At 65.0% G+C, this 26,517-nt stretch carries 21 protein-coding genes and 1 pseudogene; 11 read left to right on the top strand and 11 right to left on the bottom strand.

Annotation, left to right across the window (positions count from 1 at the left end):
- Positions 1-3: 3 nt before the first annotated feature.
- Together GGD65_RS01905 and GGD65_RS01900 are read right to left on the bottom strand one after the other, a co-directional pair.
- Positions 4-1,893, bottom strand: coding sequence for a TRAP transporter large permease subunit (locus GGD65_RS01905; RefSeq protein ID WP_179730469.1), 1,890 nt, complete (start codon positions 1,891-1,893; stop codon positions 4-6).
- A 15-nt stretch (positions 1,894-1,908) separates the two neighbouring features.
- Complete coding sequence (locus tag GGD65_RS01900; RefSeq protein ID WP_183234269.1) at positions 1,909-2,940, bottom strand: TRAP transporter substrate-binding protein; 1,032 nt, start codon at positions 2,938-2,940, stop codon at positions 1,909-1,911.
- A 413-nt stretch (positions 2,941-3,353) separates the two neighbouring features.
- Between GGD65_RS01900 and GGD65_RS01895 the strand changes: the two are divergent.
- The 7 genes and pseudogenes from GGD65_RS01895 to GGD65_RS01865 form a co-directional block, all read left to right on the top strand.
- Positions 3,354-4,361, top strand: a pseudogene (locus GGD65_RS01895) (4Fe-4S binding protein); the annotation flags it as partial.
- 22 nt (positions 4,362-4,383) lie between these two features.
- The gene (gene nosZ, locus GGD65_RS01890) at positions 4,384-6,330 is read left to right on the top strand and encodes a TAT-dependent nitrous-oxide reductase (protein ID WP_183234268.1); all 1,947 of its coding nucleotides are present in this window, start codon (positions 4,384-4,386) and stop codon (positions 6,328-6,330) included.
- A 42-nt stretch (positions 6,331-6,372) separates the two neighbouring features.
- The gene (locus tag GGD65_RS01885) at positions 6,373-7,710 is read left to right on the top strand and encodes a nitrous oxide reductase family maturation protein NosD (protein ID WP_210316870.1); all 1,338 of its coding nucleotides are present in this window, start codon (positions 6,373-6,375) and stop codon (positions 7,708-7,710) included.
- Positions 7,707-8,627, top strand: a complete 921-nt coding sequence (locus GGD65_RS01880) for an ABC transporter ATP-binding protein (RefSeq protein WP_183234266.1) — start codon at positions 7,707-7,709, stop codon at positions 8,625-8,627. Before GGD65_RS01885 ends, GGD65_RS01880 begins: the two co-directional genes overlap by 4 nt.
- Positions 8,624-9,451 carry an ABC transporter permease gene (locus tag GGD65_RS01875; protein ID WP_092258191.1) on the top strand — a complete coding sequence of 276 codons (828 nt, stop codon included), beginning with the start codon at positions 8,624-8,626 and terminating at the stop codon, positions 9,449-9,451. Before GGD65_RS01880 ends, GGD65_RS01875 begins: the two co-directional genes overlap by 4 nt.
- Complete coding sequence (locus tag GGD65_RS01870; RefSeq protein WP_018320461.1) at positions 9,448-10,020, top strand: nitrous oxide reductase accessory protein NosL; 573 nt, start codon at positions 9,448-9,450, stop codon at positions 10,018-10,020. The genes GGD65_RS01875 and GGD65_RS01870 overlap by 4 nt, the downstream gene beginning before the upstream one ends.
- On the top strand, positions 10,017-11,012 hold the full coding sequence (locus GGD65_RS01865) for an FAD:protein FMN transferase (RefSeq protein WP_183234265.1): 996 nt from the start codon (positions 10,017-10,019) through the stop codon (positions 11,010-11,012). Before GGD65_RS01870 ends, GGD65_RS01865 begins: the two co-directional genes overlap by 4 nt.
- 9 nt (positions 11,013-11,021) lie before the next feature.
- On the opposite strand, the gene GGD65_RS01860 is transcribed toward GGD65_RS01865, so the two are convergent.
- From GGD65_RS01860 to GGD65_RS01840, 5 genes are all read right to left on the bottom strand, one after another.
- Positions 11,022-11,849: a hypothetical protein gene (locus GGD65_RS01860; RefSeq protein WP_183234264.1), complete on the bottom strand. Its 828-nt coding sequence runs from the start codon at positions 11,847-11,849 to the stop codon at positions 11,022-11,024.
- 85 nt (positions 11,850-11,934) lie between these two features.
- Entirely contained in the window at positions 11,935-13,224 is a 1,290-nt protein-coding gene (fsrB, locus tag GGD65_RS01855) for a siderophore utilization protein FsrB (RefSeq protein ID WP_183234263.1), read from the bottom strand.
- A 56-nt stretch (positions 13,225-13,280) separates the two neighbouring features.
- Complete coding sequence (locus tag GGD65_RS01850; protein WP_183234262.1) at positions 13,281-15,275, bottom strand: TonB-dependent siderophore receptor; 1,995 nt, start codon at positions 15,273-15,275, stop codon at positions 13,281-13,283.
- A gap of 626 nt (positions 15,276-15,901) precedes the next feature.
- Positions 15,902-17,899 (bottom strand): primary-amine oxidase, encoded by a 1,998-nt coding sequence (locus GGD65_RS01845; protein ID WP_183234261.1) that lies wholly within the window; start codon positions 17,897-17,899, stop codon positions 15,902-15,904.
- A 15-nt stretch (positions 17,900-17,914) separates the two neighbouring features.
- Entirely contained in the window at positions 17,915-19,105 is a 1,191-nt protein-coding gene (locus GGD65_RS01840) for a serine hydrolase (protein ID WP_183234260.1), read from the bottom strand.
- A gap of 181 nt (positions 19,106-19,286) precedes the next feature.
- On the opposite strand from GGD65_RS01840, the gene GGD65_RS01835 reads away from it, so the two are divergent.
- Positions 19,287-20,273 carry a helix-turn-helix domain-containing protein gene (locus GGD65_RS01835; protein WP_183234259.1) on the top strand — a complete coding sequence of 329 codons (987 nt, stop codon included), beginning with the start codon at positions 19,287-19,289 and terminating at the stop codon, positions 20,271-20,273.
- A 6-nt stretch (positions 20,274-20,279) separates the two neighbouring features.
- On the opposite strand, the gene GGD65_RS01830 is transcribed toward GGD65_RS01835, so the two are convergent.
- The 4 genes from GGD65_RS01830 to GGD65_RS01815 all read right to left on the bottom strand — a co-directional run bounded on the left by GGD65_RS01830 (position 20,280) and on the right by GGD65_RS01815 (position 24,715).
- Positions 20,280-20,945, bottom strand: coding sequence for a methionine ABC transporter permease (locus GGD65_RS01830; RefSeq protein ID WP_183234258.1), 666 nt, complete (start codon positions 20,943-20,945; stop codon positions 20,280-20,282).
- Complete coding sequence (locus GGD65_RS01825) at positions 20,935-22,086, bottom strand: methionine ABC transporter ATP-binding protein (protein ID WP_183234257.1); 1,152 nt, start codon at positions 22,084-22,086, stop codon at positions 20,935-20,937. The genes GGD65_RS01830 and GGD65_RS01825 overlap by 11 nt, the downstream gene beginning before the upstream one ends.
- A 238-nt stretch (positions 22,087-22,324) precedes the next feature.
- Positions 22,325-23,797, bottom strand: a complete 1,473-nt coding sequence (locus GGD65_RS01820; RefSeq protein ID WP_018320451.1) for a DASS family sodium-coupled anion symporter — start codon at positions 23,795-23,797, stop codon at positions 22,325-22,327.
- A 111-nt stretch (positions 23,798-23,908) separates the two neighbouring features.
- Positions 23,909-24,715: an enoyl-CoA hydratase/isomerase family protein gene (locus GGD65_RS01815; RefSeq protein ID WP_183234256.1), complete on the bottom strand. Its 807-nt coding sequence runs from the start codon at positions 24,713-24,715 to the stop codon at positions 23,909-23,911.
- Between the two features lie 121 nt (positions 24,716-24,836).
- Here GGD65_RS01815 and nthA point away from each other — a divergent pair, with 121 nt between their 5' ends.
- The 3 genes from nthA to GGD65_RS01800 are packed head-to-tail and all read left to right on the top strand — an operon-like array spanning position 24,837 to position 26,508.
- Entirely contained in the window at positions 24,837-25,472 is a 636-nt protein-coding gene (gene nthA / locus GGD65_RS01810) for a nitrile hydratase subunit alpha (RefSeq protein WP_018320449.1), read from the top strand.
- Positions 25,469-26,131, top strand: a complete 663-nt coding sequence (nthB, locus tag GGD65_RS01805; RefSeq protein ID WP_018320448.1) for a nitrile hydratase subunit beta — start codon at positions 25,469-25,471, stop codon at positions 26,129-26,131. The genes nthA and nthB overlap by 4 nt, the downstream gene beginning before the upstream one ends.
- Positions 26,128-26,508 (top strand): nitrile hydratase accessory protein, encoded by a 381-nt coding sequence (locus tag GGD65_RS01800; protein ID WP_183234255.1) that lies wholly within the window; start codon positions 26,128-26,130, stop codon positions 26,506-26,508. The genes nthB and GGD65_RS01800 overlap by 4 nt, the downstream gene beginning before the upstream one ends.
- The last annotated feature ends 9 nt before the right edge of the window (positions 26,509-26,517 follow it).

Genomic DNA, 26,517 nt, shown 5'->3' with positions numbered 1-26,517 from the left:
GCCTCAAAGGAATCCGATCGAGATCCACGGGAAGATCGCGACGATGATCAATCCCACCAGCAGCGCCAGCAGATAGCCCCAGATCGGGCGGATGCCCTCGGCCGGATCGACGCGTCCGATGGCGCAGGCGGCATAATAGCCGACGCCGAAGGGCGGGGCGAATAGTCCGATTCCCATAGCGAGAATGATCACCATGGCGTAGTGCACCTCGTGCACGCCGACGGCCCGGGCGATCGGAAACAGCAGCGGCCCGAACAGCACGATCGCCGGGATGCCCTCCAGCACGCTGCCGAGGATGGTGAAGGCCAGGATCGAGACGGCGATGAAGGTCGCCGCTCCCCCGGGCAATCCGGTCATGGCCGCCGCCAGCGAGCGCGAGAAGCCTGATTGGGTCAGGCCCCAGGCCATGCCGGTCGCCGTGCCGATAATCAGCAGAATGGCGCCCGACAGCGCCGCGGTCTCGACCAGCATCGGAAACAGCCGCGACCAGTCGAAGCGGCGGTAGACGAGGAGGCCGACCAGGGCGCCATAGACGATGCCGATGGTGGAGACCTCGGTCGCGGTCGCGATGCCCTCGACCACGGCGTAGCGGATCACGAAGGGCAGTGCGAGCGCGGGCAGGGCGATGACGAAGGTCTTGCCGATCTCGCCACCGCTGGCGCGGCGGACGTGACTCATGTCCTCGTGGCGGTAGCGCCACCACACCAGCATGCAGAGCGTGATCGCAAGCACGACGCCGGGCAGGAGGCCGCCGGTGAACAGGGCGGCGATCGACACGCCGGTGACCGAGCCGATCGTGATCAGCACGAGGCTCGGCGGAATGGTTTCGGTCTGGGCTCCGGTGGCTGCAAGAAGCGCGACGAGATCGCCGGGCCTGGCGCCGCGCTGTTTCATCTCCGGAAACAGCACGGGCGCGACGGCCGCCATGTCCGCGGCCTTGGCGCCGGATATGCCCGAGACCAGGTACATGGCGCCGACCAGCACGTAGTGCAGGCCGCCGCGGACATGGCCGAGCAGGCTCGCCAGGAACGCCACCATGGCCCGCGCCATGCCGGTCATCTCGATCAGCAGCCCCAGGAACACGAACAACGGCACCGAGAGCAGGATGAGGTGGCTCATGCCCTCGTCCATCCGCCCGACCAGCACCATGACAGGCGTGCGCGTGGTCAGCGCGAGATAGCCGAAGATCGCAAGGCCGAACCCGAACGCAATGGGAACGCCGGCGAACACGCAGAAGCCGGCGACGCCGACGAAGAAGATGACGAGGTTGAGATTGCCGAGCGGCCGCAGCAACGGCTCCGCCAGCCAGAACAGGCCGATGATGACGGCAACGCTGACGACGGCAGCTGCGACCATCCGGTAATCGGCCGCGCGCAGCAGCCGCAGCAAGGCAAAGGCCGCCATCAGCCCGATGCCGGCCGGCAGCGCGGCGGCGCGCCACATATTGGAGATCTGCAGCGCCGGCGTCGTGATGTAGCTTTCCTCGTAGGCGTAGTCGCAGGCGGGCCAGACGATCAGGACCAGGAACGCCAGCGCCGCTGAGGTCGCGACCAGATCGAGATAGGCCCGCATCGCAGGCTTGGCGCTGGCGACGACCGCCGTCATGCGCATGTGCTCGGAGCGGCGGAACGCAACCGCCGCGCCCAGCATGGCCAGCCACAGGAACAGGATCGAGGCGAGCTCGTCCGACCAGATCAGCGGCCGGTGCAGGCCGTAGCGCGCGACCACGCCGGCAAACAGGATCACGATCTCGGCGACGACCAGGATCGCCGCCGGGATTTCGACGACGAGACCGAGCGCGCGCTCGACCGAACCCAGCACGGAAGGTCGGCGAGGGGACTGAAACGCCGCCTCGCCCGCCACTGCGGTCACCTCGACCTCGACATGAGCCATGATGGCCCCAACGCGTTACGACAGCTTGCCGACGGCCTTTTCCAGGAGGTCCCAGGCCTGGTCGCCATACTTCCCCTTCCACTCGGCATAGAAGCCGGCGGTCCGCAGCTTGTCGCGGAACGGCGCCACTGTGGGCTGATTGAAGGTCAGGCCCTTGGCCGCGAGCTCCTGCTGCAGATTGGCATTGAGCTTGGCGGTGTCCTCACGCTCCTTGACGGCAGCGGCATTGATGTTCTTGGCGACGATGGTGCGCACGTCCTGCGGCAGCTTCTCCCAGGCTCTGCGGTTCGCCAGGAACCAGAAGCCGTCCCACATGTGATTGGTCAGCGAGCAGTATTTCTGCACCTCGTAGAGCTTGGCGGTCGAGATGATCGCCAGCGGGTTCTCCTGGCCTTCGACGATCTTGGTCTGGAGCGCCGAATAGACCTCGCTGAAATTGATCGAGGCGGGCGCCGCGTCGAACGCCTTGAACATCGAGGTCCACAGCGGCGACACCGGCACGCGGATCTTGAAGCCCTTGAGGTCGTCAGGACCGGTGACCGGCTTGCTCGACGAGGTGGTCTGGCGGAACCCGTTGTCCCAGATCTTGTCCATCACCTCGAGGCCGGCCTTCTTGATCTCGCCGCGGACATGGGCGCCGAGGTCGCCGTCCATGGCCTTCCAGACCGTGTCGTAGTCCGGGAACGCGAAGCCGATGCCGTTGATGGACGCCGCCGGCACCAGGGTCGACAGGATCAGGCCGGACAGCGTGAAGAACTCGACGCCGCCCGAGCGGATCTGGCTCAGCATGTCGGTGTCGGACCCGAGCTGGTTGTTCGGGAAGATCTGGAGGTCGAACTTGCCGTTGGTCTCGGTCTTGATCGCCGCCGCCATCTCCTTGGCGCGTACGTTCAGCGGATGGGTGTCCGGTAGGTTATTGGCGTATTTGTAGGTGAACTCGGCGCTCTGGGCGCGGGCCACATGGGGCGCACCGATGCCGCCCAAGACCGCGGTCGCGGCGGAGGCCTTAAGAAGCGTGCGTCGGGAAAAGCGCGTTGAAAAGACCATGGGTCTGCTTCCTCGGAAGGTTTGTTGTTGTTCTGAGATGCAAACCTATACGGACGGAAGGCCTGAAGGTCATCTGCGATCTCGCGAGGCCTCGCTTATTGCAGCCGGACAAGGTCCCGGCAATATCGGCTTTCGCAGAGATGGGCCGGATTCAAAATCTGAAAAACAACCCCATGCACAGTAGCCGCCGAGAACCGGGGCGGCGTCGAGGCCCGGACCGAAAAATGCACCTGGGCGAAGGTGCGGTGGCAGGAATTTCGGCTAAATATTTGATCTGATTGTATATAAATATATTCCATAATATACCTTATGCGAATTATGGATTAGGCCTTGAGATTCTTCTTCGATGATTTGTCGCCGCTGACGTGTCAAAGTCATCGCGCGTGCCCACATCTGTCAAGGCCAGCGAAAAGGAGGCGGACGAACCTCTGTGGATGCGGATCTGGCGGTCGAGCACCGTCTCGATCGGCATCACCGCGTTCATGCTGGCCGTCCTCACCGGCATCTTCTTCTTCCAGAACCTGCTGGTGCGCCGACCGGTGTTCTACACCTGGGTGCGGCGGGGATATCTCGCCCTCGTTCTGGTCTGGCTCGGCTGGTACGCCAACGCGCAGCTCTCCGTCGTCAACGTCGTCACCTTTACCAATGCGCTGGTGACGGGCTTCCGCTGGGAATTTTTCCTCGCCGCTCCATTGATCTTCATTCTGTGGGCTGCAACGGCCGGCGGGCTTCTGTTCTGGGGCCGAGGTCCGTTCTGCGGTTGGCTGTGTCCCTTTGGCGCGCTCCAGGAGCTCACCAACACGGCCGCGAAATGGCTGAAGGTGCCCCAGATAACGGTGCCGTGGGGGCTGCACGAACGGCTATGGCCGATCAAGTACATCATCTTCCTCGGTCTGTTCGGCCTGTCGCTCTATTCGGTCGACATGGCCGAGCGGTTCGCCGAGGTCGAGCCGTTCAAGACCGCGATCATCCTGAAGTTTTCGCGAAGCTGGCCGTTCGTCGCCTACGCAGTCGCCCTGCTCGTCATCGGCCTCTTCATCGAACGCTTCTTCTGCCGCTACCTCTGCCCGCTCGGCGCCGCGCTCGCGATCCCCGGCCGCATCCGGACGTTCGAATGGCTCCGCCGGTGGGAAGAATGTGGGTCACCCTGCCAACGCTGCGCCAAGGAATGCCCGGTGCAGTCGATCCATCCTGAGGGGCACATCAACGTCAATGAGTGCATCTACTGCATGCATTGTCAGGAACTCTATTACGACGATCACCGCTGCCCGCACATGATCCAGGTGCGGCTCAAGCGCGAGAAGTTCGCGGCGATGTCCTCGCCCGCGATGCGCCCAGGCGGCAAGGGTCCAGCGACTGTCATCACCGCCGGCGGCAAACCTGTCGGCGTTTCACCCGTCGCAACTCCACCCCCAAACTGAACCGAAAGCCGAGGAGGCAATCATGAGTGAAAACGAAAAGGCAAAGGGCGTCAGCCGACGAACCGTGCTGGGAACGACGGCGGCCGCAGCGGGCGTGGGCCTGGCTGGCGGAGCGGCGGTCAAGGACGGCGGCTTCGTCACGTCCGCGGACGCGCAGACCAAGAATGCTGCTCCGAAAGCGCCGGCGGCACGGCCGGCCGTGCAGAAGACCGAGGTCGCGCCCGGCGAGCTCGACGAATATTACGTGTTCTTCTCGAGCGGCCAGTCCGGCGAGATGCGAATCGTCGGCCTCCCCTCGATGCGCGAATTGATGCGTGTTCCGGTGTTCAACCGGTGCAGCGCGACCGGTTGGGGCCAGACCAATGAAAGCCTCAAGGTTCTGACCGAAGGCATGCAGCCCGCGACCCGCGAATTCCTCAAGAACCGCGGCGGCACGTTCATGAACGGCGACCTCCACCACCCCCATATTTCGTTCACGGACGGCACCTATGACGGTCGCTATGCCTACATGAACGACAAGGCCAACAGCCGCGTCGCGCGGGTGCGGCTCGACATCATGAAATGCGACAAGATTGTCGAACTGCCGAACCAGCACACGGTCCACGGCCTGCGTCTGCAGAAATATCCGCGCACGGGCTATGTGTTCGCCAACGGCGAGGACGGCGTGCCCTTGCCCAATGACGGCAAGGTCCTCGACGATCCCAAGCAGTATCACTCCATCTTCAGCGCGATCGACGGCGAAACGATGAAGGTGGCCTGGCAGGTGATCGTCAGCGGCAACCTCGACAATGTCGACGCCGACTACCAGGGCAAGTATTGCTTCGCGACCTGCTACAACGGCGAGGAAGGTGTCACGCTCGCGGAGATGACCGCCAGCGAGCAGGACTGGGTCGTCATCTTCAACATCAAGCGGATCGAAGAGGCCGTAAAGAAGGGCGACTTCAAGGAAATGAACGGCGTGCCCGTGATCGACGGCCGCAAGGGGTCGGCCTACACGCGCTACGTTCCGGTCTCGAACAATCCGCACGGCATGAACACGGCTCCGGACGGCATCCACATCGTGGCGGCCGGAAAGCTCTCCCCCACCGTGACCGTGATGGACGTGCGCCTGTTCGACCAGTTGTTCGACGACAAGATCAAGCCGCGCGACGTCGTCGTCGCCGAGCCTGAGCTTGGCCTCGGCCCGTTGCACACCGCCTACGACGGCAAGGGCAACGCCTACACGACCCTGTTCCTCGACAGCCAGGTCTGCAAGTGGAGCATCGACCTCGCCAAGCGGGCTTTCAAGGGTGAGAAGGTCAACCCCATCATCCAGAAGCTCGACGTCCATTATCAGCCGGGCCACAACCATAGCTCGATGGGCCAGACCAAGGAGGCCGATGGAAAATGGCTGATCTCGCTGAACAAGTTCTCGAAGGACCGCTTCCTGAACGTCGGGCCGCTCAAGCCTGAGAACGATCAGCTGATCGACATCTCCGGCGATCAGATGAAGCTGGTGCATGACGGCCCGAGCTTCGCCGAGCCGCATGACGCGACCATCGTCCACCGCTCCAAGATCAACCCGATCTCGATCTGGGATCGCGCGGATCCGATGTTTGCGGATGCGGTCAAGCAGGCCAAGGCGGACGGCATCAACCTGGAGGCCGATTCGAAGATCATTCGCGACGGCAACAAGGTGCGCGTCTACATGACGTCCACCGCGCCAGCGTTCGGCCTCGAACAGTTCCAGGTCAAGCAAGGCGAGGAAGTCACCGTCTTCATCACGAACATCGACGCAGTCGAGGATCTCACGCACGGCTTCTGTATCGTCAACTACGGTATCAACATGGAGATCGGGCCGATGGCCACCTCGTCGGTGACCTTCACGGCCGACAAGCCGGGAGTCTACTGGTACTACTGCTCCTGGTTCTGCCACGCCATGCACATGGAGATGAAAGGCCGGATGTTCGTCGAGCCCAAATCGGTTTGAAGTCGGTCTGATCGGAGCGACCTCGTGGGTCTGTTGTCACGCATGTTTCCGGCGGCGCTGGTCGCCGCCGGATTGTCCGGCTTCGCCGATGCGGAGACCTTGACGGCTGCGCCTGGGCAGCCGCTGCAAGCGGTGCTGGATGGCGCGCGCGCCGGCGACGTCATCGAGCTTGCTCCCGGCGAATATCACGGCTCGATCCGGATCGACCGTCCCCTGGAGCTGGTCGGGAGCCGAGGCGCGGTGCTCGACGGCGACGGCTCCGGCAACGTCATCACCGTCAGCGCGCCCGACGTCACAATCCGCGGCGTGACCATCCGGGCATCCGGCCGCGATCTGCAGCAGATGAATTCCGGGATCTTCCTGCAAAAGACCGCGGAGCGCGCCAAGATCGAGGACAACCACCTGGTGGGAAACCTGTTCGGCGTCTACGTGCACGGCGCAAGGGGCTCCCGGGTCGTCCGCAACGAGATCGAGGGACTGCGCGGCGGGCGCCTCAGCGAGGCAGGCAACGGCATCTCACTGTGGAACGCGCCCGACGTCACCATCGCGAACAACATGTTCCGCTACGGCCGCGACGGCATCTTCTCGATCTCCAGCAGCAAGGACCGCTTCATCGACAATCGCTTCGAGCAGGTTCGTTTCGCCGTCCACTACATGTACACCAACGACAGCGAGATCAGCGGCAACGTTTCGATAGGCAACCATGTCGGTTACGCCATCATGTATTCGAACCGTCTGGTGATCCGCGGCAACTCCTCAGATCACGACCGCGACTATGGGCTGCTCTTCAACTACGCGAACTATGCCCAGATCGAGGGCAACCGGGTCACGGGCGGCCCGCTCGGCTCGATGACACAGAGGGCGGAGGACGGTCCCGCCGACGAGCGAGGAATGCTTCCGCGGCAGGCACGGGACACCACTCTTAAGAGTGGCCCGGAGAAATGCGTGTTCATCTACAACACCAATCACAACAAATTCCGCAACAACTGGTTCGAACGCTGCGCCATCGGCGTGCACTTCACGGCGGGCTCCGAAGGCAACGAAATCACCGGCAATTCCTTCGTCAGCAATGCCAACCAGGTGAAATATGTCGGCACCCGGCACCTCGACTGGTCGACCGGAGGGCGCGGCAACTATTGGAGCGATAATCCGGCATTCGACCTGAATGGCGACGGCATCGCCGACACGGCGTACCGGCCGAACGACCTCATCGACCGCGTGCTGTGGACGGCGCCGGCTGCGAAGGTCCTGATCAACAGTCCCGCCGTCCAGGTGATCCGCTGGGCGCAGGCACAGTTTCCCGCGCTGCTGCCGGGCGGCGTGGTCGACAGCCATCCGCTGGTGTCGCCGCCGCGGACCCCGGTGAAGGAGGCACGATGACCAGCACGGTACGTGTCAGCGACGTCACCAAGGTGTTTGGCCGGGTCGAGGCCGTGCGCGGTGCGTCGTTCACGCTTGGCCAGGGCGAGCTGGTGGCCTTGATCGGGCACAACGGCGCCGGCAAGACCACGCTCATGAAGCTCATGCTCGGGTTGATCCGGCCGACCAGAGGCGCCATCGAGGTTCTCGGAGACAATCCCGCCGCCGGCGAATTCGCAGGCCGACGGCAGCTCGGCTACCTCCCCGAAAACGTCTCCTTCGACCCCGCCCTCACCGGCCGCGAGACGCAGGCCTTCTACGCCAGGCTGAAACGAGAGCCGGTTGCCAAGGCGCTGGAGCTGCTCGACGCGGTCGGACTCGGAGCCGCCAGCCGCCGCCGGGTCAACACCTATTCGAAGGGCATGCGCCAGCGGCTGGGGCTCGCGCAGGCGCTGCTTGGCGAGCCGCGCGTGCTGCTGCTGGACGAGCCGACCACTGGTCTCGATCCGGAGCTGCGGCAGACCTTCTACGACATCATCGCGCGGCTCGCGGCGCGCGGCGCGACCGTGCTGCTGTCGTCGCATGCGCTGACCGAGCTGGAGGAGCGCGCCGGGCGCGTCATCATCATGAACCGCGGCAACAAGGTCGCGGACGGTTCGATCGACGAGCTGCGTCGTCTCGCCCGGCTCCCGACCCGGATCCGTCTCAAGGTGGCTGGCCTCGCGCCCAGCGAGATGCCGGGCTGGGCTCCGCAAGACGCCACCTGCCGCCGGCTGAACGGCCACATCGTCGAGATCGACGCCGCGCCGGAGCGGAAGATCGAGCTGCTGCATCGCGCGACGGCCGCCGGCAATTCGGTCGAGGACGTCGACGTGGTCCCGCCCACCCTCGACGAGCTCTATGCTCATTTCCTCCGGCAATCGGAGCAGGCGCCATGAATGTCCTGATCATCGCCGCCAAGGAAGTCCACCAGGCCATCCGCAATCGCTGGGTGCTTGCCGCAACGCTCCTGCTCGCCGGGCTTGCCCTGTCGCTGACCTTTCTCGGCAGCGCGCCGACCGGAAACGTGGGTGTTCGCACCCTGGATGTGGTCATCGTCAGCCTGTCGAGCCTGACGATCTTTCTCGTTCCGCTCATCGCGCTTCTGATTTCCCATGACGCCATCGTCGGCGAGATGGAACGCGGAACGATGCTGTTGCTGCTGAGCTATCCGGTCGCGCGATGGCAGGTGCTGCTCGGCAAGTTCTTAGGCCACCTCGCCGTCCTCGCTTTTGCGACCTGCCTCGGCTACGGCGCGGCGGTCGGAGCGCTGGCGGCGACGGGCAGCCAGATCGATGGCGACAGTTTCCTGGCGTTCGCGGCGATGGTGGGCTCCTCGGTGCTGCTCGGCGCCGCTTTCGTCGCCATCGGATATCTGGTCAGCGCGCTCGTGCGCGACCGCGGAACGGCAGCCGGCATCTGCATCGGATTATGGCTGCTGCTGGTGCTGATCTACGACATGGCGCTGCTGGGCGTGCTCGCGCTCGATCAGGGGCGCAGCATCTCGGCGAGCGTGCTCAACGCCATGCTGCTGTCGAATCCGACCGACGCCTACCGGCTGATCAACCTGACCGGGTTCGCCAATGTCAGCACCTTCGCCGGCATGGCTGGCCTTGCCCAAACCACGTCCCTGACGATACCGGTCCTTCTGACCGCCCTGCTCTGCTGGACGCTGCTGCCGCTGGGGCTGGCCGCGCTCGCCTTCTCGCGGAGGGAGCTATGAGGCGCCGAACGATCCTCCTCGCCTTGCTCGTGCCGCTCGTGCTCGCCGGCTGCAACGAGAAGCAGGCCGCGAAGATCCCGCCGCCGCATCGGATGACCGCGGAGGACATCGGCCATTACTGCGGCATGAACGTGCTCGAGCACCCGGGACCGAAGGGCCATGTCTTTGCCGCGAGCCTGATCGAGCCCGTCTGGTTCTCGTCGGTGCGCGACACGATCGCCTTCACCATGCTGCCCGACGAGCCCAAGGACATTCAGGCGATCTACGTGTCCGACATGGGCAAGGCGCCTGAGTGGGACAAGCCCGGCGCCGACAACTGGATCGAGGCACGCAAGGCGCTCTACGTGATCGAGAGCCGGGTCAAAAGCGGCATGGGCGGTGACGAGGCCGTTCCGTTCTCGGACCGGGCGGCGGCCGAGAAGTTCGCCGGAGAAAACGGCGGCAGGATCGTCGGCTTCGACGAGGTGCCCCGGGACTATGTCCTGACGTCGGCGAATGCCGCCGGCGCCGTTGCGGCCGACGAAGCGGCCGAAGGGCCGCCGGGCGAACGATCGAGGAGAACGCCATGACGCGAACACTGACGCGCCGACGCTTCATCCGGATCAGCGCGGCGGCCGCGGGCCTCGGCGCGCTGGCTCCGGGACACTCCCTTCGTGCAGAGATCGCGCCGGTCACCTGGCGTGGCACGATGCTGGGCGCGGTGGCCACGATGGAGATCCACGACGAAGACCGCAGCCGGGCGGAGCGACTGATCTCGCTGGCCTGCGCCGAGGCGCGGCGGCTCGAGCGGCTGTTCAGCCTTTACCTGAACGATTCCGCCCTGGTCGCGCTGAACCGGACCGGTGTCCTGATCGATCCCGCCGCCGAAATGGTCGATCTGCTATCGACCTCGCAGCACTATTCCACGCTGACGGGCGGTCTGTTCGATGTCACGGTGCAGCCGCTGTGGGAGCTCTACGCCAGCCATTTCGCGCAGGATGACGCGGATCCGGCAGGTCCTGCGGCGGCCGCGATCGAGGCCGCGCTCGCGCGCATCGGCAGCAGCCGGCTGTCGATCAGCCGCGACCGGATCGTGATGCCCAAGGGCATGGCCGTCACCCTGAACGGGATCGCGCAAGGCTACGTCACGGACAAGGTGGTCGACCTGCTGCGGGCGCACGGCATCTCTCGCAGCCTGGTCGACATGGGCGAGGCCCGCGCGATCGGCGCGCGTCCGGACGGACGGCCCTGGGAGATCGGCATCGCCGATCCCGACATTGCGGGTCACACGAAAGCGGTGCTGCCGATCGTCGACCGCGCCGTGTCCACCTCCGGCGGCTACGGCTTCCAGTTCGATTCCAGCGCGCGCTTCAACCATCTGTTCGATCCGCGATCGGGCGGCTGCGCTCTCCGCTATCGGAGCGTGACGACGGTGTCCCGCTGCGCGACCGCGGCGGACGCATTGTCGACGGCGTTCAGCCTGATGCCGGAAGATAAGATTCGATCGCTCTTGCCGCATGTCGACATCGACCGCGTGCATCTGATCAATGGTGCCGGCCAATCGATCGAATTGTCGGCGTAACCTTGCGCGCTACTGCAGTGGCAGCAGCTCCAACTGGCTCTGCGCCTTCTTGACGGCCGCGGCGTACCAGCTCTGGCTCGGCGCTTCCCTGGCGAAGCATTTCGTGTAGGCGTCCATGGCCTGATCCTCGCGGGCCATGTCGCCGCGCGGGTCCTTCTTGTTGACGGGCTTCGCCATCATCTGCTTCCACACGCGCTCGCATGCCGGGATTTCGGCCGTCTTCACCGCGTTCGATGTGGCGAGGAAGTAGACCCTGTCGCCCTTGGTCGCGACGACGTCGATTTCATCCGGCGGTCCCTTGAGCCCGCCATTGCCGCGCAAGCCGAGCACGGCAACTGCAGCGCTCGCGGATGCGGGCTTTGTGATCGGCAGCTCGGCATATTTGGCGAAGGCGGCGTCCTGGATCGCATGATAATAGAAGCGGTCGGACTTGAACGCGGCGCCGCTCTCCTGCGGCATGCCGTCCTCGCGATGCTCGCGCAGCCAGTGCGCCAGAAGCGTACTCGTGGTTACGACGGCTTGCGTCTTGTAGCCTTCCGAGGCGAAGCTTAGCCCATCGAGATGGCCGAAGCCGATATCACTCTTGAAGAGCGTGTCGACGTTCGACTTGCCGTCTGCGGGGAGCCCCTTGATCGTGACCGGCCCCACCAGGCCGCGCAGCACGCCCGCCAGCTCCTTGAGCCCCGCATCATGCTGCTTGTAGATCTCGTCGCTCTCCTTGGCACTCGAGAACTTTGCGATGTAGCGGTCGCGCAGGTCGAGATAGTGCTGCTCGGGCGTGGCCGCATGGACGGGCGTCGCCAGGACGAGCAGGCAGAGCAAGGCAAACGATTTCATTCGATGTCCGCGCACTGGGAGCGATCTCCAGTCTTTGTGCCGGCTGGAGGCGGGAAGGTTCATCCGCAACGACCGTGCGGGGGCCCTACTCCGCCGGCGTCAACTGCCGGGTCAGACGCACCGCCGCGGTCTCGCGCACGCGGATGCGGGCGCGGCGCTTGCGCCACCAGATCACGACGCCGGTAACCGACAGCGCGGCGACCACGAGCCCCATGATCGAGATCAGGATGCGGCCGAACAGTCCGACGATGCGGCCCGAATGCAGCGGAAATTGCGCCTGGACGAAGATGTCGGCGGCGGTACCGACCCAGGGCAGCCGCTCGCCGATCGGGCGGCCGTCCTCGCTGTCGTAATAAAGCTGCGCCGGGCCGACGCCGCCGGCGCCGTGGTCGTCGCCGGGGTGGAAGAAGGCGGCGGCATAGACGCCATGGGCCGGGCCGTAATTGACCGAGCCGACCGGGATCGTCCACCCCCGCGCCTTGCCGTCGGCGGCGGCGCGGGCGGCGATGTCGGCGAAAGTCACCTTGGGCTCGATGGGATCGTCGAGATCGCGATAAGGCCGCTGCTCATAGGGTGTCGGCGTGTAGTTCGACACCATCTTCATCAGCGGCGAGAACACCTCGAAATAGAGGTTCAGCGAGAACGCCGTGAAGGCGATGATGAACAGCACGCCCCAGGTCCAGAGACTGAAGGCGCGGTGGATGTCGAAATTGATCCGGTAGGCGCTGCCGGAGGTCTTGATGGTCCAGGCCGGCGCCCATCGCGCCCAGAAGCCGCGCTCGAGCTGGCGCGTGACGGCTGGCGCTCGCGCCGCCTTGGCGCGTCTGCGCGAGGGTAGTGTCAGGTAGAAGCCGACGAAGCAATCGATGGTCCAGATGATCGCGATCACGCCGAGCACGCGCATGCCCCAGCGATCGCTGCCCCAGAACTCCGGAATGTGCATCGTATAGTGCAGCTTGTAGAGAAACGAGACGAAATTCTCCCGCGTGACGGGCCACACCGCGCCCCAATAGCGCCGGCCCAGCTCCGCGCCGGTGTTAGGATCAAGGAAGACCTGATTGTAGTCGAGAGCGAAACGCTTGCCGGTCGCCGGATCGATCCGCGGCATGACGAAGAACCACAGCGAGTGGCCCTCCTCCGGCGTCATGAAGAGGTAGACGACGCGCGCGCGGGGATCGCGCTGCTCGATCATCTTGGCGAGCTCGATCGATGGGATCGCCGGGCCCTTGGTCGAGACGTCGAACAGATGGCTGTTCAAGACGTCGTCGATCTCGTGATCCCAGGAGATGATCGCCCCGGTGATGCCGGAGAAGAAAAGGAATCCGGCCGTGAGCAGTCCCGCCCAGCGATGCAGCTTGCCGAATATCGCTCTCATCGTCTTGCACTCTCATCCAGCAGGTCCGGCCCGCCATCGTCGGACCGTCTTCGATTTCACCAGCGATAAGTCAGCTTGCCGATGGCTTTCCGTCCCTCGGCATACATGCAGCCCGAAAGGCCGTAGCACGCCGCGACATAGCGCGTGTCCGCAAGGTTGGTGACGTTCAGCGACAGCCGCCAATTGTCACGGGTATAGGCAAGAAGCGCATCTAGCACTGTGGCCGATCCCACCTTGAAGGTGTTGGCATCATCGCCCCAGGTCGCGCCGACATAGCGAACGCCGCCGCCGAACTGCAAGCCCGCCAGCATGCCGTTCTGAAGGGTGTAGTCGCTCCACAGCGAGGCGCGGTTGAGCGGCACGGTGACCGGCGCCTTGCCGACATTGACCGGATCTTGCGTGACCATGGCATCGATATAGGCGTAGGCCGCCCGCAGATTCCAGCCGTCGGCGAGCGACATCGAGCCTTCGAGCTCGATACCGCGCGACTTCACCTGCCCGATCTGTTCGTAAAAGGTGGTTGCAGGCACGTACACAGCGACGTTGTCACGCGTCAGGTCGAAGGCGGCGAAGGTGAACAGCGCATTCCAGCCGACCGGTTGATACTTGACGCCCACCTCGTACTGCACGCCGGTCTCGGGATCGAGCATCTGTCCGGAAGGACTGGTCGCGAGCTGCGGCAGAAACGACTCGGAATAGCTGAAATAGGGCGCGATGCCGTTGTCGAAATTGTACATGACGGCAGCGCGGCCGGTGAAGGCCGAGGCGTCCTTCGATGTCGAAGTATCGGCCGGGGGCAGATTGGTGTCGAGCTGCGTCGTCACGAAGTCCTGGCGGCCGCCGAGCTGGAACGATAGCCGGCCGAGCTTGATCTGGTCCTGCGCATAGAGGCCGACCTGCGACTGCTTGATGCCCTTGTTGTCGTACATGCTGCCGAGGGCCCAGTCGTAACTGTAGACCGGGTTGAAGACGTTGATCTCCGGCGCTGACGTTGTGACGGCGAAGGCCGTATCGCGGAACGTGGTGTTGCGATAGTCGAGCCCGACCAGGGTGGTGTGGCTGAGGATGCCGGTATTGAACTTGCCCTGGAGCTGGTTATCCACTGCAAAGGAGTTGATGTAGGAGTTGCTATAGCTGCCGAAACGCCCCAGCTGCCCCGCCGCCTCGTCGGTGTATCCGGTGCCGTAGAAGGTCTTTTCCTCGTTGTGCTGATAGGCGTATCGCAGGTTCTGCCGGAACGTGATGTTGTCGGTGAAATTGTGCGAAAGCTGATAGCCGGCGGTCGCAATCTCGGTGTTGAACGCATTGAAGCCCGGCACGCCCGCGAAGAACGAGACCGGGATGGTGCGGCCGTTGTTCGGCCACACCGTGCCCGAGGCCGGCAGGAACTGAAGGCCCCACCCTGCCCGGTCGCGCTGGTAGTTGGCCAGCAGCGTGATGGTGGTGTCCTCGTTCGGCTTGAAGGTGACGGCGGGCGCGATGAAGACGCGGTTGTCCTTGGTGAAGTCGACCTGGGTCTGGCCGTCGCGGACGACGCCGGTGAGGCGCCACAGCACGGTGCCTTCCTTGTTGGCGGGGCCGCCCATGTCGAACTGGCCCTGGTAGCGGTTGAAGCTGCCGCCGGAGATCGAGACCTCGCCGAACTGCTGCGCCGTCGGCAGTTTTGTCACGTAGTTGAGAATGCCGCCGGTGCCGCTGCCGCCATACATCGCCGATGACGGTCCCTTGAGCACCTCCAGGCGCTCGGCCCCGTAGGGATCGAGGCCATTGAAGTGCACGTAGTTGCTCGAGGGGATCCGCAGGCCGTCGACGTAGAGACCCGACATGGTCGTGTCGAAGCCGCGGATCTGGAGAGCGCCGAAGCGGGTGTCCGAGCCGCCATTGACGTCGCCGCTGACACCGGCGGTATAGCGCAGCGCCTCGCCGATCGAGACCGCGCCCTGATTCCTGACCTGGTCGGTGGTGACGACGGAAACCGACTGCGGAGTTTCGATCAGCGGTGTATCGGTTTTGGTGGCCGTACCGCTCCGCGTGGCGACGAAACCGCGCACCGGACCATTGGCACGTTCGCCCGTTGCGCCGTTCGATGATGCCGACTGGGTCGGCGCGGCGGCTTGCGCAGGCGAGCGACGATTGGCGCGAGAGGTGCGTGTCGCCGCCCTTCGCGACGAAGCAACCCCCGCAGGACGGGCGCGCTGAACCGGCGCGTCGACGGTGACAGCGGGAATTTGGGTCTGCGCCTCCACGGAACCAAAGGGAACCACGAGCGAGAATGTGCTGACTGCCCCGAGCAGCAGCACACGAATCTGTCGACGACGCGCGCGTTCACGCGAAGAAAGTTGGTAGTCGGTCACGTCTTTCGAGGCCCCACGCACTGCCGGCTTTGCCGGTATCATTTTTGGTGCCCCGCCCTAACTCAGGCGGTTTCGGAGTGCGATAGGAACGAGGTTAGAATCTCTCCAGAGGCGTGCGCGGCGCGTGCGACGAATGCGCTCATGCCGAATTGCCGCGTCCGGTGCCACGCAGCCGTCGTGCCCCACAGATTTGGAATGCTTCTAGATCGAAACGCTCCCTCACCATTCGGCAATGGCTGGAAACGATCAGCCTGCTACCGCGCGAGAATCGCCAACTACGACGGTCGGCGCTGCCGGGAAATCCGATCGAGCTCGATCCGGCTCTATGACTTGCCGGCGCGACAACACGATTCGTCGGCAGTGTTGCTCGTGTGTGCCAGCACGCTGCGGCTGTTGCGGTCCGGCGGGATGTCGCCGGCCGCATTGGCGGCGAAAAAGCCGGTCGGCTTCAGCAGGAAGCCGGCATATTCCACTGGCATGATCGGGAAGTCCTCGGGCTTGCAGACATGGGTGTGGCCGAAAGAGTGCCACACCACGATATCGGCATTCTCGATGTTGCGGTCCTTCGCGGCATAACGCGGCAGGCCATCGCCGCCGGCATGGACGTTGGGATAATCGCCGCTTGCGTATTTCTCGGCCGGATCGAATGCTGTCACCCAGACATGCTTGGTGGCGAAGCCGCCGCGCTTGCGCACGTAACTGCCCTCCTGCGCCAGCATCAGCGGGCTCGGATTGACGACGAGCTTGTAGGCGGGAGCATTGCCGACCGAGTTGGTCTCATTGGGATTGCTGATCTTCCAGAACCGGCCGGTTTGGCCATTGGCGATGCCCGCCGCGTCATGCTCGCGCGACAACACCCGCGTCGTGGTGTCGAAGACGTTGCCGTGCGGATTGTCGTCACCCCAGGGCCGCGGCACGAAATCGTGCTCAGTGACGGTGTTGCCGCCGCCGTCGAGATCCATGTGCAGGCGCACGTTGAAGAAGTGCTGGTGCGTCGGTCCGCCCAGATTGTCGTCGACCATGCCGCCCCATTTGTACGTCTCGCCAGATCGCACCGCGGCGGTCTGGATGATGCCGGTCAGCTTGGTCTCCAACTGGATCGTGCCGTCCTGGTAGAGATACCAGTAGAAGCCGTAATCGTAATTGCCGACGGTCGCGAAAAACGAGATCACAAGCCGCCGCGAGCGGCGGACCTCGAACAGGCCGTTGCGGAACTCATAGTGCTTCCAGGCGATCCCATAGTCTTCCTCATGCATGCAGATGGCGTTCTGCATGACAAAGGGCTCGCCCTTGCTGTCGGCGGCCGGCACGTCGAAATAGCGGATGTTGCCGAGACAGTCGCAGCCGAGCTCGAGCGCGTTGGCAAGCATGCCGAGGCCATATTCGCCGGCATCGAACGCCGATTTCCAGAAATGGTTCGCGGTCGGATCAGCATAAGGCACCACCATCTCGGTAACGCTGGCGCGATGGATCAGGGAGCGCTTGCGCGCGCCGTCCTGGTAGGCGAGCTGATGCAGCACGAGGCCCTCGCGCGGCGTGAAGCCGATGCGAAAGCTCCATTTTTGCCAGTCGACCTTCCAGCCATCGACGCGAAAGCTCGCGCCCTCGGGCTGCTCGATATGCAGCGGCTTGATGTCGGTGCGCGGGTTCTTGACCTCGTGCGCGCCATAATTTCGCTTCTTGCGCGGAATCGGCACAATCGGATCCTCATCGGTGAGGTCGATGACCTTGCCGCCGATCAGGTCAACGACAGCGACCACGCCCTCGATCGGGTGCGCATAGCCGTTGTCCTGCAAGTGCTCGCGAAAATAGCTGACGGCACGCACGATACGGGCACCACGCTCGAACTCCTTGTCGAAGAAACCCGACGAGAACGGATCGACCTGGACCAGTTCGATGTCCTTGTCGGAAAGCCCGCGCCGCACCATCGCCGCCCGCCAGCCCGGATCGGCCTTGACCACGGCCTCGCACTTGAAGAATTCCTCCAGCATCACCGGCGGCTGCCCATAGGGCGCCTCGCGGTTCGGGACGACCTTGCGCCCGACGATCTCGCCACGGCCGAGATCGACGATATGCTCGATGGTCTCGCCCGTGGCGACGTCGAGCGTCAACGCAAAGGCACGGCGCCCTGCCCCACCCGCGGCCAGCTCCTGCTTGGTCGGCTCCTCCAGCCGCACCGCCGGGAAGCGGCAGTTCTCCGGCGAGGCCACGGCGGCGCGCACCAGCGTGCAGGCGGCGGTGATCTCCTCGGCCGTCAGCGGATCGAGCGGATGCGGCTCCGCGGTCTCTGTTTGCGATTTGGCTTTGACGGTATCGAGCATGGGGATGTCCAGAAATCAGGCGAGATGCGCGGTGATGGCGCTGAAGGCGGCGAACCAGCGCTGGTCAATCGGCACGTCCATCGCCTTGGGCTGGGTCGCGAGCTTGACGATGACGGTGTCCGAGTCGAGGTCGACATAGAGGTGCTGGCCGTGAATGCCGATCGCGGTGAGCGCGTTGCGCGACGGATCGATCGTGAACCATTTGCTGCGGTAGCGCGCGCCCGGGAAGAACTCGGCGAGGTCGCCGTCGGCCCAGGCTTTGGGATCGCCGTTCTCGCGGATGTCGTCGATCCACCAGCCCGGCACCACCTGCCGCCCCTCGACCACGCCGCGGCAGCGGATCATCTCGCCGAAACGGATGAGGTCACGCGCGGTGACCGAGATGCCGCCGGCGATGCGGCCCATGCCGTGGCTGTCGAGCGTGAGCGAGCCGTCGTCCTCCGCGCCCAGGGGCTGCCAGAGATATTCGGAGAGGATGCGATGGTAGGGCATCCCGCAGGCACGCTCATAGACCCAGCCGAGCACCTCGGTGTTGGGCGAGACGTAGTGGAACACCTTGCCGTGTGGCTTGCCGGTGCCGCGCAAGGTTGCGAGATAGGCGCGCTGGTGGCCTGCCTCGACGCCCGGCGGCGGCACGTCCCAGCCCGAGGAGAACCGATAGCGCGCAACGTCGCCGGCGGGGTCCTCGTAATCCTCCTCGAACTTGATGGCGACGGCCATGTCGAGCAGGTTGCGGACAGTGCAGCCGGCGTAGACCGACGTCTCCAGCTCCGGCACGTAGCGCACCACCCTCGCCTCGGGATCGAGCAGCCCGCGCGCGGCCAGCACGCCGCCGAGCGTGCCGGCGATCGCCTTGCTGATCGAGCAGATCAGATGCGGCGTGGTCACGCTCATGCCGTCGCCGTACCATTCGTGGATCAGCGTGCCCCGGTGCATGACGAGGAGCGTATCGGCAAACGTCTCGCGGAGCGTGGCTTCGATCGTGGTCTCTTTGCCATCAGGCGCGGTGAAAGCGAGTTTTGCCAGTTCGCGCGGCGCGCTTCGCATCAGCGTCGGCTGGGCCGAGCGGCGGATCTCTGCGGTCGGCAGCACTTCACGGGTGTGGGTAAAGCCCCAGCGGATCGCGGGAAAGCTGCGCCAATTGGCGCGCGTCACCTGCGCCTCGGGCGCGGGCGGGCTGCCGCGCATGATCTCGGTCGGTCGCATCTCGATCCCTCCGCAAAGCGCTGTCCCGGCTGCGATGTCGGAACGGCAGGACCGAAGCCTGCACCGCGGCGCCATCGGGCGTTATCGAGATCCGGCAATATTTTGCTGGACAGCGCCTATGGCCGTGCCAGTCTGGCGTGGTTCTTGCCCGCTGTCGGGTGGTGAATTTCGACGTGTCGTCATGCCCTTAGGCGCAACTCTTCCGACTCTGGACTCGGCTGTCGGCCTGTTTCAGGCCAGCAGTACCGATGTCGACGAGCATTGCGCTTCGCTCGGTCGCTGGCGGCTCAGCTACGACCAGATCAGCGCCGGAGCCTTCAGGGGCAGCTTCACCCAACTCTCCTTGCCCCAGCTTGACGTCTTCTGCGAGATCACCAGCCAGCAGGTCCGCCAATACGGCCAGCTGGGGGCCGACAGCTTCGGCATCGGTCTGCCCTGGCACGGTGACGGCGAGGTCAATTGCAACGGCGCCAGCGTTGCAGGCGCCCAGGTCATCGCCTGCATCGACGCCGAGGTCGATATGTGCACGCCGAAATCATTCGAGCTGCGCGGTGTCGTCGCCAGCGCGGCGCTGATCGAGGAGCTTGCCGCCCGGCTCGATATCGAGCTGCCGCGTGCGGTCTGGCACCAGTTGCGGGTGATCGAGATGGCGCAGGCACCGGTCGCGCGATTGCGCGCTCACCTTGCCGCGATCCACGAGACCATCTCGACTGCCCCCGAACGGTTCGACGATCCGGCCGTCGGGCAGGTGCTGGAAGACGCCCTTCTCGTCGAGATCATGGACATGCTGCCGACCGCACGCCCCAGCGATCCCGGCCGCAGCGCCGCGGCGCGCAAGCGCACGGTCGATCGTGCGCGGGCGCTGATGCATGGCAGCGGCGATCGCTCGCTCTCGCTGCTGGAGGTCTGCAAGGCGGTCGGCGCCAGCCCGCGCAAGCTCGGCTATTGCTTTCAGGAGGTGTTGGGCACGAGCCCGATGCACTATTGGCGGGCGATGCGGCTGAACCGCGTGCGGCGCGATCTCAAGCGCGCCGGCGGCACCGATGCCTCTGTCTACGACGTCGCCGTGCAGCACGGCTTCTGGCACTTCAGCCAGTTCTCGCTCGACTACAAGCGCCACTTCTCCGAAAAGCCCTCGGAGACACTGCGGCGCGCGAGGTGTACCTGATCCGGCTCAGCGATGCCGCAGCCGGCGATTGACCCGGCGCGCCAGATAATCGCCGGCGCTCTGGACGAGCTGCACCAGTGCGATCAGCACGACGACGACAGCCAGCATCATCTCCGGCATGAAGCGCTGATAGCCGTAGCGGATGCCGAGATCACCCAAGCCACCGCCACCGACCGCGCCGACCATCGCGGAGTAGCCGAGCAGACTGACCACCGCGAGCGTCAGTGCCAGCAGAAGTCCCGGCAGTGCCTCGGGGATCAGCACCTTGAACACGATCTGAAGCGGCGAGGCCCCGAACGAGGACGCCGTCTCGATCAGGCCGCCATCGACCTCGCGGATGGCACCTTCGACCAGACGCGCGATGAACGGCGCCGACGCGATCGTCAGCGGCACGATTGCGGCGGTCGATCCGATCGAGGTCCCCGCAACGAAGCGCGTGAACGGGATGATGGCGACGACGAGGATGATGAAGGGCGTGGACCGCGTCGCATTGACGACGATGCCGAGGACGCGATTGACGATGGGAGCCGCGAACAGCTCCCCTTTCCGGCTGGTTGCGAGGAAAACGCCGAGCGGAAGGCCGAAGGCGGTGCCGAGCAGCGCCGCGATGCCGACCATGTACAGGCTCTCGAAGGTGGCCTGGACGATCAGGTTGATGAGTTCAGGCGACATAGCCGAGATGCTCCGCCGGGAATTGATGTTGAGAGAGAAAGGCGAGCGTGCGCGCCGTCGCGTCCTCGCCGCCAGAAATACCGAGAGGAATGCCGAGAACGAGCGAGCCGACATGCTGGCCGCCGATCTCGTCGATGCGCGCCGCCAGCAGCGACACGTCGAGGCCGAGCTCGCGGGCGAGCCGCGCGACCAGGGTGTCGCCGGCCCCTGCCCCGCGCACCCCGAGGCGGATCACGGCCTGCCCGCCGGCGGACGGCTCCGCCACGATCCGGCTGGCAAGCGAGACGGGCAAGCTATCGCCGGTCACCTCGGCCAGGAAGGATTGCGTGATCGGATGCTTGGGGTGGGTGAAGATGTCCGCGACATGGCCGCTTTCGACCACATGGCCGGCGTCGAGCACCACGACGTCCCGGGAGAGCTGGCGCACCACGGACATTTCGTGGGTGATCAATACGATGGTCACCCCGAGCTCGCGGTTGATATTCGCGAGCAGATCGAGGATCGCGCGCGTGGTCTGCGGATCGAGTGCCGAAGTCGCCTCGTCCGACAGCAGCACGCTCGGCCGCGTCGCCAGCGCCCGCGCGATGCCGACGCGCTGCTTCTGGCCGCCGGAGAGCTCCGACGGATAGCGGTCATGCTTGTCGGCGATGCCGACAAGCGCGAGCAGCTCGGCAACGCGGGCCCTGATATCGGCCTTGGACCAGCCGGCGATCTCGAGCGGCAACGCGATGTTGTCCGCTGCCGTGCGCGACGACAGCAGGTTGAAATGCTGGAAGATCATGCCGATCGAGCGCTGCGCCAGCCGCAGCTCGCGCCCCGCCAACGCGGAGATGTCGCGGCCGTCGACGATCACGCGCCCCGTGGTCGGCTTCTCCAGCCCGTTGATGAGCCGCACCAGGCTCGACTTGCCGGCGCCGGAGCGGCCGATCACGCCGGTGATGGAACCGCGCGGGATCGCGAAGTCGATGTTTTGCAGCGCGTTGACGCCGGGCTTGCCGCGATAGGCCGGATAGGTCTTCGAGATGCCGGCGAAACGGACCATCGCGTCCGGCTCAGCTGCGGCAGGTGAAATCGCTTCACACCTCTCGATCGGCTGTCCGACCGCGAGCGATTGGTGGGCATTCATGGAAGCGGCCTTCATGCACAATAGTTCGCTTGCCCGCCGCCGTTGGGGCGTACGGGAACCGGGTCGCGTCGAGCGACGGGGGTGAAATCGCGGTGAGGGTTCGCGAGGAACGCGCTGCACCGCAGCACGCACCATCGCTCCTTTCAGGACTGTGTTGCAATGTCAGATATTTGGAAGGAGTTGGACGAAGTTTTCCCAAACCCTCCCCGGAGAAGAATATTCCTCCACCGGGGCTATCAGCGCCCCACCCGGCTCATCCCATCTGCAACCAGGGCAGCACGATCAGCAGGAGCCCGGCGAAATAGAGCAGTCCGAAGATCAGGCCAAAACCCCAGAATTGGCCCTTTCCGATATAGCCGCTGCCGAAATACATCGGCGCCGGTCCGGTCGCGTAAGGCGAGATCACGCCCATCAGGCCGAGCGAGTACATGCAGAGCATCGCGAGTGTCGTGACCGGCAGATCGGGGATGCCCGATCCGACCGCGAGCACGACGGGCAGCACGGCGGCGGCATGCGAGGTGATGCTCGAGAAGAAATAGTGGATCCAGAAGAACAGCGCGACCAGCAGCAGCATCGCGGTCGACGGCGACAGCCCGGCAAGCGGTTTTGCGTATTCGGTCGCGAACCATTTGATGAAGCCGATCTCGTTGAGGCCGGAGGCCAGCGTCAGCAGCGATGTGAAATAGAAGAACACCTCCCAGGCGCTCTTCTCGCTGACAATGTCGGCAAACTCGATCACGCCGGTCACCAGCATCAGGGAGATCACGATGAACACGACGGTGGTGGCATTGACGAAGTTCGAGCCGAGCACGGGAATGTGGATGTCCGGGCTGGAGCCCGCGATCCACAGGAACATCGCGAGCACGATCAAGCCGAGCATGATCCACTCGTTGCGCGACATCGGGCCCATGGCGCCGAGCTCTTTCGCGGCCCATTCGGAAATCTCAGGGCTGCTTTTCACCTCCGGCCGGCACACCAGATAGCTGAGCAGCGGCACGAGCACCATCAGCAGGATGCCGAGCGGCGCGAAGCCGAGAAACCACTGGCCCCAGCTGACCTCGACCCCGGCGGTCTTCTTGGCGATCGCCAGCGCCGCCGCGTTGGGCGCAAGCGCGGTGAAGAACAGCGAGCTCGTGACGGCGGTCGCGGCAAAGGCCGTCCACATCACATACGTGCCGATCCTGCCGGCGGTCGGCCCCGGCTCGGAGCCATAGATGCGCGGGATGTTGCTGATGATGGGATAGACGATGCCGCCGCTGCGCGCGGTGTTCGACGGCGTCGCCGGCGCGAGCAGGAAGTCGGACATCGCCACGGCATAGCCAAGGCCGAGCGTGTTGCGGCCAAGGCGCTGCACCAGCACCAATGCAATGCGCCGGCCGAGCTGGCTCTTGCGATAGCCGATCGAGAACACGAAGGCGCCGACGATGAGCCAGACCGTGCTCTCGGCAAAGCCCGCCAGCATCCAGCGCAGCGACTTGGTCGGATCGGGGTCGATATAGCCGGCAACGCCCGCGACCGTGAGACCGATGAAGCCGACCGCGCCCACCGGCATCGATTCCAGGATGAGCCCGGTGATGACGGCCGCGAACACGGCGAAATAGTGCCACTGATTGACGTTGAGCCCTGCAGGCACCGGCCACAGATAGATCACCAGCCACACCGCGAGCGGCGCGACCAGTTTCCAGCGAAAGCCTTTCGCCTCCGGCGCCTGCGAGCTAGCAGTCATGGACCCTCCCCTCGATCGTCGTTGCCTGTGCGGCCGGTGCGCCCAGCCTGCTCTTGTCCCTGCGCCGCGTATAGGGACTGCCGGTTGTGCGATCAATGGCCGGGCATAGATCTAGCGCCCCTTGAAGCGCGGCTTGCGGCGGCCCAGGAACGCCTCGACGCCCTCCTTGTGATCTTCGCTGAAGCCGGCGAGCGCGAACTGGTCGACGTCCATGTGGCTGGCGAGATCGTCCAGCGCATGCGCAAGCCGGTTGACGGTGAGTTTCGTCATCGCGACCGAGAGCGGCGGCTGCGCGGCGACCTTCCGGGCGAGATCCATGGCGGCCTCGAAGGCATGGCCGGGATCGACCACCTGCTCCACCAGGCGCCATTCATGGGCCTCATCCGCTGAGATGCGCTCATCAGCCAGGATCACCGCCTGCTTGGTGCGGGCGGGCCCCATCAGATGCAGCATGCGCGGTATGCTCTGCCAGCTCATGTTCATGCCGAGCCCGATTTCCGGCACGCGCAGATGTGCATCGCGGCCCATGATGCGGAAGTCGAGCGCGACGGCGAGGGCCACACCGCCGCCGACACAAAAACCCTCGATCGCCGCGATCGTGATCTGCTCCATCTCCTGCCAGGCGTGCGTTAGACGCGGCCCGAGCTTGAGGTGCCGCCGCAGCGTGCCGAGGTCCATCTCCTTGCGCGAGCGCCCCTCGGCGTCCTTGAGGTCGAAGCCGGCGCTGAATGCGCCCGAGCTGCCGGTCAATACGACGACCGACGTCGCGGCATCGTCCTCGAAGCTGCGCGCCGCCGCGGTCAGCTGCCGCAATGCCTCGGGTGACAGTGCATTGATGCCGTCACCCCGATCGAAACGCACCACCGCAATCCGCCCCTCGGGCCCGAGGCCCCTTTCGATCTTCACGTAGTCCGTCACCAACGTCTCCCCGTCTGCTCTGCCGCGATGCTAGCCTACATCCGGCCTCACGAATATGGGACCCGGATGCGCCGCAGCGGATACTCGACAGGCCTGGGCCGTTGCGCCTATCTTCGACGTCATGAGCCACGATCACGACCATCACCACCACCACGATCACGACCATTCCGAGCTGTCGGAGACCGAGCTGCGCGTGCGCGCGCTCGAGACGATCCTGACCGAAAAAGGCTATGTCGAGCCCGCCGCGCTCGACGCCATCATCCAGGCCTACGAGACCAAGATCGGCCCGCACAACGGCGCACGCGTCGTCGCCAAGGCCTGGACCGATCCGGCGTTCAAAAAAGCGCTGCTGGAGGACGGCTCCAAGGCGATCGGCACGCTCGGCCATGTCAGCCGCGTCGGCGATCATCTCGTCGTGGTCGAGAACACGCCCGCGCGTCACAACATGGTCGTGTGCACGCTTTGCTCCTGCTACCCCTGGGAAATGCTGGGCCTCCCGCCGGTCTGGTACAAGGCGGCGCCCTACCGCTCCCGCGCGGTGAAGGATCCGCGTGGCGTACTCGCCGATTTCGACGTCACCCTGCCGAAGGACATCGAGATCCGGGTGTGGGATTCCACCGCCGAGACGCGCTTCCTGGTGCTGCCGATGCGCCCCGCGGGCACGGAGGGCTGGAGCGAGGAGCAGCTCGCCGAGCTCGTCACGCGCGATTCCATGATCGGCACCGGCTTTCCCAAGACGCCCGGAGCGCCGTCATGAACGGCGTGCACGACATGGGCGGCATGGACGGTTTCGGCAAGGTCGAGCCGGAGCCGAACGAGCCGATGTTCCACGAGGAGTGGGAGTCCCGCGTACTGGCGATGGTGCGCGCGATGGGTGCGGCCGGCGCCTTCAACATCGACACCTCGCGCTTCTATCGCGAGACGCTGCCGCCGCACGTCTATCTGTCGAGCTCCTACTACAAGAAGTGGTTTCTCGGGCTCGAGGAGATGCTGGTCGAGAAGGGTTATCTCACCCGCGAGGAGGTCGCCGCCGGCCACGCGATGCAGCCGGCAAAGGCGCTCAAGCACGGCAGGTTCGATCTCGCCAATGTCGAGCGCGTGATGGTGCGCGGCAAGTTCGCTCGCCCCGCCCCGGCCCCGGCGAAGTTCAAGATCGGCGATCGCGTGCGCGCCAAGAACATCCATCCGGCCACGCACACGCGGCTGCCGCGCTATGTGCGCGGCCATGTCGGCGTGGTCGAATTGAACCATGGTTGCCACGTGTTTCCGGATTCGGCGGCGATGGAGCTCGGCGAGAACCCGCAATGGCTTTACACCGTGGTGTTCGAGGGCCGCGATCTCTGGGGCGAGGATGGTGATCCCACCCTGAAGGTCTCGATCGACGCGTTCGAGCCCTATCTGGATCCGGCGCAATGAGTGGTACCGCTGCTGCCGCAGCCACCGCGGCCATACCCAGCATTCCGCGCGATGACGACGGCCCGGTGTTCCGCGCGCCCTGGGAAGCCCATGCATTCGCGATGGCCTTGAGCCTGCACGAACGCGGCGTATTCACCTGGCCGGAATGGGCCGCGAGCCTGGCCGACGAGATCAAGCGCGCGCAGGCCGCCGGCGATCCTGATACGGGCGAGACTTACTATCTGCACTGGCTCGCCACGCTGGAAGGTCTGGTTGCGCGCAAGGGTGTCGCCTCGACGGAAACCCTGCACCGCTACCGCGATGCCTGGGACCACGCCGCGGATCGCACGCCCCACGGCAAGCCGATCGAGCTCAGGGACGAGGATTTTGCGGGGTAGTCACCTCAC

It is taken from the genome of Bradyrhizobium sp. CIR18 (genome assembly GCF_014198295.1).
GTDB lineage: Bacteria > Pseudomonadota > Alphaproteobacteria > Rhizobiales > Xanthobacteraceae > Bradyrhizobium.
The sequence above is the reverse complement of the archived record's forward strand: the minus strand, read 5'-3'. Positions and strand labels throughout refer to the sequence as shown.